This window comes from Verrucomicrobiota bacterium (assembly GCA_038744685.1).
Lineage (GTDB): Bacteria > Verrucomicrobiota > Verrucomicrobiia > Opitutales > Puniceicoccaceae > Puniceicoccus.
Genome location: JBCDMB010000001.1, coordinates 307,682 through 317,420 on the forward strand (window position 1 = coordinate 307,682; position 9,739 = coordinate 317,420).

Genomic DNA, 9,739 nt, shown 5'->3' on the forward strand with positions numbered 1-9,739 from the left:
GTGTTCCTAATTCAAACTCGGATCATCGATCCAGCGGAAGTCGACAATCTCGTACGCCCGTCCTAGTTCGGCGTTGATTGACGACCAATTGGACGGGTCATCGCTTGGCTGATTCGCCGAACTATCTGCAAATTGTGGACTTCTCTGAACCGTCACCTCACACCAAGCCGAAGTTTTCCCTTGGCCGGTTCCGCTGTTGGTGGAACCGTAGGAGCGGATGATAAACGTGTCGCTCCGAGCGGAAATTTTAGGTGCAAGGGCGACAAGAAGATCGTTTTGCGAGAGCCAAATCGGTTGGTTGATCCCGTTCCCGCTCACCAGGTTCTCAGCGTTAGGAAACTTCGAATTATCCAAGATCTGTGCGTTCGTCAGTGAATTGTTGATCGTTGTAGAATCGATCGCGGCCTGCAAAGCACCTTTGAAACCAAATTCCGTGCTACTCAGCCGCCTATTGACAAAATCTCCGAGCGACAGGAAGGGGCCTCTTTTCTTGATCTCTTCGACAATCGCAGTCGCTAGTTGGTTGATCTGCGAATCGGTGACAGTCCGGAAGCCTGTCCACGTGTCCGTCGGGGTGCCGAGCGGCGTTGCCATCCTCGGGAAGGGATTCTGCATTTGCGTCGAATTGACTTGGCTTGTGGCACCGGATTCCACGGAGTATACCTGCATAGCCTGCCCTCTGAGCGATCCCAGCACCGCCTCCCACGCCGGGACAGAGGTAGAATTGATGTTGAAGGCGCCTTCCAGCCGAAGGTTTTCCGCAGCGGTATCGAAATCTTGGAGATCTGATAGAAGCGGAGTTGAACCAACCGGAGAGATTGGGATCATCCCCGGATTGGGCAAGGGTGATTCACTATTGATGTAATCTTGGTCGAAAACCTCATTGAAGGGTGCGGTGCGCGTTATATTTCGGTTCGGCGCTGGAACGGTGGAGAAGAAATAGCCGTCAAAAAGAGCCTCATTTGCATAGTGGGAGAGATCGACGAAAGCTGGTTCTGCAAATCGGGAGTTTCTCGGAATAAATGGCGACGCATAGCTGTTGCCAATTACATAGTTGGGAGCCCAGTCGTCGTAGCCACCCTCTGCATGCATCAACGCACCCAGCGACTGTAGCGGAAGCCGCGGAATGTCAAAAGCAACAATGTTCTGCTCGCCGGTTGCACCACTCGTTTCGCCCCAATAGCCCTTTCCGTCCGTATGGACAATATCGAGATTTGAACTTATGCCCGCATCCACCTCATAAATGCTGCCGTAGAATAAGGGAGGCTGGCCAGTGCCATCTTCTCTGTCCTGACTCCGCCGCAAGTTGATCTGACCAAAAGTCGGGGCCCTAGCTTCATCGAGGCCGTTGATTTTGAGAATCGAACCTGAAATTTTCGATCCCAAATCCTCAAACAAACCCAAGTCAAGAGTCTTAGGTTCGTCGATTGAAATAGTAAAGTTCTGTGCGAGGTAGGCGATCGCTTCAGAACCAGTGGAAGTCTTAATTGGTGCTGCGTTGAGGTTCGGAGCAGAAAACCAAATGGCAAAAGACCTAAACCGTTTTTCCAGGTTTGCCATTGCCCCCGCCACTCGATAGGAAAATTGCACCTCCGGGTCTTCTCCAGGAACGAGTTCAATCCCCTGCCAGGGTGGAGGTAGATCGTCGTTATCCCATTGTATCCATTCTTCACCTGGTTCTTTCCATTGCGTTTTCGTTCCATTCTGATTGTCCACCAAATCGGCAACGTAATACGAATCGGAGCTTGTAGTTCCCCCAGAAACCAATTCGAGCTGCCAGTTGTCTGGAACGGTTTGACCAATCCGGGCGGCGGGCACACTGAATACTCTTACCTCCCCCGGTTGGAGCACGATCGGTTCGGTCTTCATCCAAACTATACCCTGGCCTCCGTTTCCTCCCAGACTTCCGTTTAACCATATTCCTAGTTCCCCGATCTCATCCTCTGTTACTGCGTCGGCGAAACGAACAGAGGCGCCAGTGTTTATCCAAGTCTTCCACCGCACCTTGTATTCTTGTTCGCTAATTGCTACGTTGTACGGATTCCAGAGCACAACAGTTGGGTAAAAGCGAAGACGGAGACCCCCACGCTCCTCAGGGTTGGTCTCATCGCCTGCGTTAAATCTGTAGCTCTCCAATCCTATGTCCAGCCTTACGCTAAGTAGGATAGGCATGATTTGTTTTTGGACGGGGATTCCGCGATCAGCACCCCGAAGAGCCGGAGCCGTTCTGAAATAGCTGGAATCATCGTTGTAGATGTGATGGATGCCTTTCTCTACGCCTGAAAGACGCGGTTCGACTGATGGAACGGGACTACTAGGGTTTTGAATGCCCAAAGGACCTGAAACGCTTGTGTTTACGTATCCACCGAACTGCCCGTTAGTCACACGAGCGACAGCGGGAACTCTCGGTCTGTACATTTGATAGTGAGCTGCGAGCACATCCCAATTCGGGCCGTAGACCCTGTTTACAGTGTCCTCGTAGAGCAAATTGTCTCCCGGCGAAGTTCTCATACCGAGATTGGCAACAAACTGGTCGTCAAGCCCACGAGTCAAGTCTTTCCGTAGGCCGCCGTCTTTGACGTTCGCAAGAATTCCAAAGGACCCCGTCGTGTAGTCTTGAGAATACTCTTTGAGAGTATCAAAAACAGAGTCATCAAGGCCTTCTTCCCTAACCAAAAAAAGGAAATCATCATACAAAGCCACCCTACCGAGAGTGGAGGATTGGTCGTCAAAGATCTCACTGACCCTATCGTTCAGCTCCGGAGCGGTTCTGGTAGGAGAGAGAAAGTTGAGCTGGTTCTCTAGGGTGCGCCCTGGAATAACCTCGGAGTAAGGGTTGAGCTGGGTCACTTTTGCTTTCAATCCCTCATCCGCTATCCAAAAAGCGTACTGAGACGAGTCGTTGCCGAAATCGACGACGGGCGCACGGACGGTGACCAAATTACCATCGTTCCCCACTAAATCTCTTGCGAGGACCACGCCGTCGTTTTGGGGGGTCGTTCTTGGATCAGTGTTGCCTGAGGACGGTTGCGAAACCAACCAGTCCGCACCCTCAGTGTTGTAGCTCCAGTCCCGCAAGCCTCCTTCGAGGGTTGAGTTGGGGTTGTCCGGATCAAAAGTTTTCCAAGCGCCAATCCAAAAAGGGTGGTTGATTTCATCCGCAGTCAAGGACTCCGGTTGGGTGTCGAGAATCTCGGCCCGGGCGGTCACTCGCTGGTCTGGTCCGGTAGATCTCTGGAGTTTACTTACAGCAAGCTGGGCACCAAGTATCGCATTCTGTTGCGCCTGCATTTCTTTCAAAACCTGTCGGTCTGAGCTTGTATTGATGCTGACTAGTGAGGAAAGACTCACTAACAGGAGAAGCACGAAAGCCATCAATGAAAGGACAATCACGAGTGCAAAACCTCGTTGGGTGGAGGGTCTGGTGGTTTTTGGGTAGGTTTTCATGACATACTGCTGGGTTGAAAAAGGAGAGAATTCTCGTCGTCGGAGTGATTTAGTGTTTGTTCAGTTGAAACGAAAGAACGGTCCCATTCGCGTGGGCCACCAGCAGGTTCGTAATCGAACCAATGGAAGATCGCATTGTTGTGACTCTTATTGCCGTTGGAGCTAGCATACATGCCAACATAAAGGCCAGTGAAGCCCCCGGCAACTTCTGTGCTCAGAAGACGTGTCTCCATCATCCCGGCTTGAATAGGATTTCCCCCTTCCGGGATTGCGTAGAAATAAAGCGTCTCTTCTTTCGCCGATAGTCTCAATCGATTGGTGCGGGAAACAGGAATTTCCACCTGATACTCGTTGACTAGCGATCCGCAGCGTTTCCTGAAGAGGAGAACGCTTTCGTGGTTTCGCAAAGTAACGAGAATTTCGCAGTGATGCTTTTCGTTCATCACCGCCACCAGTCCAGCCTCCTCTCCATTAGCTTTTGGAGAAAACTCGAACTCCAGTTCTACTCTGGCCTCAAAGTGCTGGAGTCTGCGGGCAATAAGAGCGGTTTCGTCCGTTCCGTCCAAATTTCCAGGCAGGCAATGAAGGCTTAATTCTCCGGCTCTTGGATCAACGCTCCATGCCTCTCCAGAGAGATTGCGCCTAAAGTTCCAGCAAAGACGGAGCGTATCATTTAAAAACTTATCCCTAACGGGGGTCTCTGGTCCAGAATACGAGCGTAGCGGTCGATCAACCGTCATTTTCAAGTCGACGTATTCTTCGTCGTTGACGATTGGCCAGCCTTTCTCATTCCACGAGACTGGAGCAAGGTAGGTTTCGCGACCTAGGTGATGAACGAGGGGGTAGCCTACATGTCGAACGCCAAGGAAAACGATCCACCAGTTTCCGGCACTATCTTCAACAAGATCGCCGTGACCAGTGGACTGCACTGGATGCATGGAGCCGGCATGACTAAGAATCGGATTCTCTTCATACGATTCGTAAGGTCCAAAAACGTTTCTCGAGCGGGCTATTGATACCCTGTGGGTGAGCTCAGTGCCGCCTTCAGCAATGAGTAGGTAGTACCAATCACCTCGACGATACAAGTGGGGTGCCTCGGGGAACTTTCCTCCTGTACCTTTCCATAGAAAAGTGGGCCCCCTTCCGAGTAGTCTGCCTGTTTCGGTATCGATTTCACGGAGGTAGATCCCTTGTTCGAGATCGCCTTCCAATAGAGAATTGGAAACGAAATACGCTCTGCCGTCGCTGTCCCAAAATAAAGATGGATCAATGCCGCCTTGGGCCACCGGGATTGGGTTTGACCACTCACCCGCTGGATCAGTCGCGGTAACAAAAAAATTACCGATTCCCGTGGTGTTGGTAGTCACCATGTAGAATAGACCCTCGTGGTAGCGGATAGTGGGAGCATAGATGCCGCCAGAGGATTTTATACCCTCTAGATTGAGTTGCTCTTTACGGGTTAAGCAGTGACCGATTTGGGACCAGTGGATCAAGTCTTCGCTGTGGAAAATCGGAACACCCGGAAACCATTCGAAGGTGCTTGTGACGAGATAGAAATCACTGCCCACCCGGCATACGCTTGGGTCGGGATAAAAACCGGGGAGAACTGGATTGGTGTATTGCACTCTTTGCTGAGATGTTCGCTGGAAGGTGGTAAACAGTTTTAAAGGAGAAGTTGGCCAAAGTCGTAGAGTCCTGGCTGCAGGTCTTCCGGGTTGGGACTAGTCGCCAAAACGAAGTGTGAATGAGGGGGAATCGTGAGGTTTGGGCGTAACTCCATGATGCGGATGGGCTGCACTGGTGAGTTTGAGTTGTCTGCATTCACTTCGAATTGAAAGACGGGATTCCCGAGCCGCCAGCTGGCAAGGTCGGCCGTGTAACTCGCGTCTTCGTCACTGATGTTGTGAAGGATCAAGTAGCGACTGGTTTCAACAGCGATTTCAAGGCCGCGCACGTCGCCCTCGCGAATAACCTCAACAGAATCGGCTGGCTCCGCCCACTCCGGCATTGCTTCCACGGTGAAAAAGCGCCTTTCGTCCTCGGAATATCGCCGCCGTTCGGACTCGCCTTCGGGAGAATCGGTAAGAACAATCTCGGTAGCGTTGCGGGCGCTGTCTCGAAGAATTCCGGAGACCTCTGTGCTGATCCCTTCGTAATTGTTTTCGTAGAGTCGGATTTTTAGGTCACCGTACTCATAATTCAGATCGTCGACTTTTTCCATTTCCTTTGGGCGAAGAGGCCCGGCGCGTCCATAACCGAGTCGGATGCGTCCGCTAACGCCATAGGCACTCTGATGCCCGTCCTTTGGAAAAACTTCCACCATCCCGATGATACGATCCGGGAGGCTGATCCACTGTTGGTTCGCGCTCCAATCAACCGGGAAGGTAGCCTGCGCTGGGGCAGTTCGGGCAAGATCGTGACTGGTGGCGAGCGAACCGAAGGAATGGCCTGTGCTGACGGTTGTTCTTTCGTCGTGGGAGAGGTAAGCGCAGTCTCTCCAATCCTCAGAATTGTCTCTCAAGCGGACTCGTGGATAGATTGCCTTAACCGCGGCATTCAAAGGATGTCTTCGATGATCGATCGGGTCGATGACCATACAACCTGCGAAAGCCATTTTACCCGAATCGTCGTTACCATAGTCCCTGCCTACCATCGCAGTGGCAAATCGTCCGAAACGACTGCGGGGTCCTTGGATATTACGGTCGAAAACAAAAAAGTCCGTCGGTAGATCGGCAGCCTCAATACTAGAACGGTAGTAGGGAGCCGCTATGATGTGATTGATCTTTCCGCCCCGATACTCCAGCTCCTGTTTGGCGATGGCTTTGCTGTAGGGACATCCGGTGATCCCAGCGATGATATCCTGATAGGGACCGTATCCGGAAGAATTCCATTGGTATTTCCAGACCGGATTCGACCACCATTCGTTTGTGTTTCCCGGTTCAACAGTGAGGGGGTAGTAGTTCCGGGAGTTGAGTAGGAGTTCTTTTGCTATTGGGTCACCCGTCAATTCGTAATGCCTTACAAACTTCTCGATGTTGACGCCGTGATAACCAAGAATTTCATTCTGGTTTCGAATGTAGGCGAAAGCACCGTCTGGATACTGGTTGTCTCTTTGCATCGCGACCACACGAGAACCCACCTCCTTGTACTTCTCGTTCCCGAGGTACATGCCGGCGAATTGGACGATCATACCTTCGGTGACGTTGTGGTTGCAGAAACTGCCAAATCCGCGAGGGTTGTTTTCGGAATACCAGCCGTTGTGATTGTCATCGATAAACGCATACCAAAACGCACCCGCGCGTTCGGCGGTCTCATCCCAGCGTTCTCTTTGGATCGGCAGAAGAAGGTCTGGACAGCCGGTCTTCAGAATGAGTAGAGCATCCATCATCGAGTAGCAGGCGAAGAAGTCATTGATGCGGAGGTCTTGAACCATCGTTTCGGTCCGATTGTATGCATCGGTGTAGGCATGAGCCCGCCGCAACGCTCGTTTGAGTACCTCTGGATCGCCTCTGTAGGGGCTCTTTGGGTGAAGCCCTGCCCACGCAAAAAGTCTCATTTCGTCGGCGATTGTCCGGGACTTCAGAGGCACATCGCTCTCCCCTGGAATGAACTGTTTGACTCCAGCTTCACCCAACAAAAACTCCTTGTCTGGTTTGGAGAGCTGACTGTCGATCTCGGCGAGTGCTCCCTCAACATACGGGTTTCCCTCCCATTCTGGAACCGTAGGCAGCAGATTCTTCGGGACCGCGCGAAGTGGGCTATCCCTCCCAAGCCGAAACCCTTTAGCTTGTCTCTCCAGAGCGTCAGCAATTTTGATATCTCCAGCTTCTCGGAATCTCGAAGCGTTCTCTAACGCCAGCGAGACCACTGCTTGTTCAAGCCCTTTCACTTGAGTCTCCTTAAGCCGCGGTTCATCTCCATTCACCCCGACTCTGAAAAGAACTGTAACTGCGCAGCAAACTAGCACGATACCCAGCCGTTTCCCGGTATCTGAAAAGCAGGACTGACCAAAATCAGCTGATCCAATCACTGGAGGCATTTCTTTCTTAAATTTGGGTTCCTTACGCAAAGAATACACCGCTTTGTATGAGGGGTAATAAAAGTTATGGAAAAATATACTTAACTTTTAGGAATGCAAAAATTCCTATTTGCGTAATCGTAGGCGGAAATAGGAAAAAGTTCTGGTGAAATTTAGGGCACTTCGATTAACCTTTTTTGGCTTGTGATTACGGCACCGGCGGAATCCGGGTGAGGCTGCGGAGAGGTTTGTGGGCCAGAGGCCCTCGGACCTCTCCGCTAACGCTGCCCGGAACCGGTGCTGCCGCAACCCCTTGGGGGCGAGTCACTTTTGGATTTGAGCCGCGTTGCGGCTTCGCAGACGGGCTTCTAGCCCGCCAAGCGAAGCCGTCGCCTTGCTCAGAACTAAAATTGCTCTTGTCACGTCCAAAGGAGGTTAATCGAAGTGCCCTTTAGACAATTTGCGGATCAAATTTCCTAAAATTGCATTTGAGTGTCCTTACGGTGCATCTCTTGAATTCACCCGTGCGTTGATCGATGACCTAGCGAGTTATTACCCTTACGAACTCCGGTACTCATTATGTTTGAAAGACTCTTGGATGGAAAACGGGCCATCATTACGGGAACTGGTGATGGGATCGGCCGCGGAATTGCTTTGGCAATGGCCGAAGCGGGCGCAGATGTAGCTGTTTGCGATCTCAATGAAGAGGAACTGAAAAAGTCAGTTGATGCGCTGGAAGAGACTGGACGCAAGGTTTTCAACCAGGTGGTTGATTTGCGGCACGCAGAGCAGGTAAAGAGGTTTGTATCGGACAGTGCAGTTGCGCTAGGAGGGCTGGATACTCTGGTTCACAACGCTGGTATTATGCCAGTGGGCCCGGTGCAGGATATGGAAATAGAAACAATCGATAGTCTACTCGGTGTGAACTTTCGTGCGGCGATACTTCTCAGCAAATACGCAATCCCTCATATGAAGGCGAATGGGAGAGGAAGTATCACTTACATGGCCAGCGTCACCGCCCACAATGGCATTGGAGGTGTGGCGGCTTATGGTGCTACCAAGGGAGGTCTCATCGCCCTTTCCTATGGTCTTGGTGTCGAATTGGGAGAGGAGCAGATTCGGGTGAATACGGTATCTCCGGGAGCGGTAAACTCTCCGATGATGGTGCGTTTCATCGAGGAAAATGCTTCGGACAAAGAGTTAGCTCGTCTAGCCTTCGATAGAATACATGCGCGAGGACAGGTCGGCACCATAGAAGAAGTGGCCCACACGTTTGTCTTTTTGGCAAGCGACGCCGCCGCAAACATTACCGCTACTGACATTCGTTGCGACGGAGGATATGCGGTTTTTGGAACTCAACCCCGGGAGTAGGATTGTAATATGCCAATCGATTTCACCGCTGTTCGAGAACGGCTATACGTCGCTGTGATTTCCGACATTCTTGATGAATTGGGTCTCACTAATCAAGTGATGGATCGCGGCATTCGGCCGATACCACAAGAAAGGGTTCTTTTCGGACGAGCTCGGACGATGCTTTCGGTGCCCGTAGATTCTCCCATGGAAAAGCCTTTCGATGTCCAGATTGATGCGGTGGATTCTTTGAAGCCAGAGGAGGTTGTTGTTGTCAATACTAGCTCAGTTGATACCTGTGCTTTTTGGGGAGAATTGTTTAGCACGGTTGCTTACAGCAGAAAAGCAGCTGGTGCAGTAATCGATGGCTTTGTGCGTGACGTCAGAAAGATCCGCGATCTGGGTCTTCCAGTTTATGCACGAGGAATGAACGTTCGCAATTCAAAGAATCGGCAGACTGTGTTGCAATATGATCAACCGATTACGTGTGGTGGTGTTACGGTAAAAAACGGAGACTATATTTTTGGCGAAACCGATGGCTGTTTGGTAATACCAGCCAAGGAGGCAGAGGAAGTCCTGAATCGCGCGCTTGATATCGCAGACAAAGAGGATGCTATGCGGTCAGCGATATTGCGCGGTTCTACTTTACGGGAAGCATATGATCGGTACCAAGTGATATGATCTCAGGCTTGGTGCGGTGTAAGGAAAGCAGCCAAAACAGAGCATCATCCGTTTTCTCTCCGACTTATACCACTTCGAAAAAATTCTGGCGTATTTGGTGCAGGCATGAATCGAAGCAGCGCGAGGCGCAGGCCTTGGGAGCGTATCGAGATACGACCCAAGGCCTGTAACGCTGCGAACTTCGATCCACGCCGCATCTCTGCGAGACGGGCGCAGGAGCCGATGGAGCAGCGTTGCCCCGCG

General features: G+C 51.5%; 5 protein-coding genes. 2 read left to right on the plus strand and 3 right to left on the minus strand.

Translation table 11 applies throughout. The features are described 5' to 3' along the window. Positions 1-6 precede the first annotated feature (6 nt). From AAGJ81_01340 to AAGJ81_01350, 3 genes are read right to left on the minus strand one after another with little or no spacing between them, the layout of a single operon-like run. The gene (locus AAGJ81_01340) at positions 7-3,447 is read right to left on the minus strand and encodes a hypothetical protein (protein ID MEM0964779.1); all 3,441 of its coding nucleotides are present in this window, start codon (positions 3,445-3,447) and stop codon (positions 7-9) included. Then, positions 3,444-5,072 carry a glycoside hydrolase family 43 protein gene (locus tag AAGJ81_01345; GenBank protein ID MEM0964780.1) on the minus strand — a complete coding sequence of 543 codons (1,629 nt, stop codon included), beginning with the start codon at positions 5,070-5,072 and terminating at the stop codon, positions 3,444-3,446. Before AAGJ81_01345 ends, AAGJ81_01340 begins: the two co-directional genes overlap by 4 nt. Before the next feature lie 38 nt (positions 5,073-5,110). Beyond that, complete coding sequence (locus AAGJ81_01350) at positions 5,111-7,486, minus strand: hypothetical protein (GenBank protein ID MEM0964781.1); 2,376 nt, start codon at positions 7,484-7,486, stop codon at positions 5,111-5,113. A 558-nt stretch (positions 7,487-8,044) separates the two neighbouring features. Here AAGJ81_01350 and AAGJ81_01355 point away from each other — a divergent pair. Further along, on the plus strand, positions 8,045-8,836 hold the full coding sequence (locus AAGJ81_01355; GenBank protein MEM0964782.1) for an SDR family oxidoreductase: 792 nt from the start codon (positions 8,045-8,047) through the stop codon (positions 8,834-8,836). Between the two features lie 9 nt (positions 8,837-8,845). Next, a complete protein-coding gene (locus tag AAGJ81_01360) occupies positions 8,846-9,496 on the plus strand; it encodes an RraA family protein (GenBank protein MEM0964783.1) in 651 nt (216 codons plus the stop codon). The last annotated feature ends 243 nt before the right edge of the window (positions 9,497-9,739 follow it).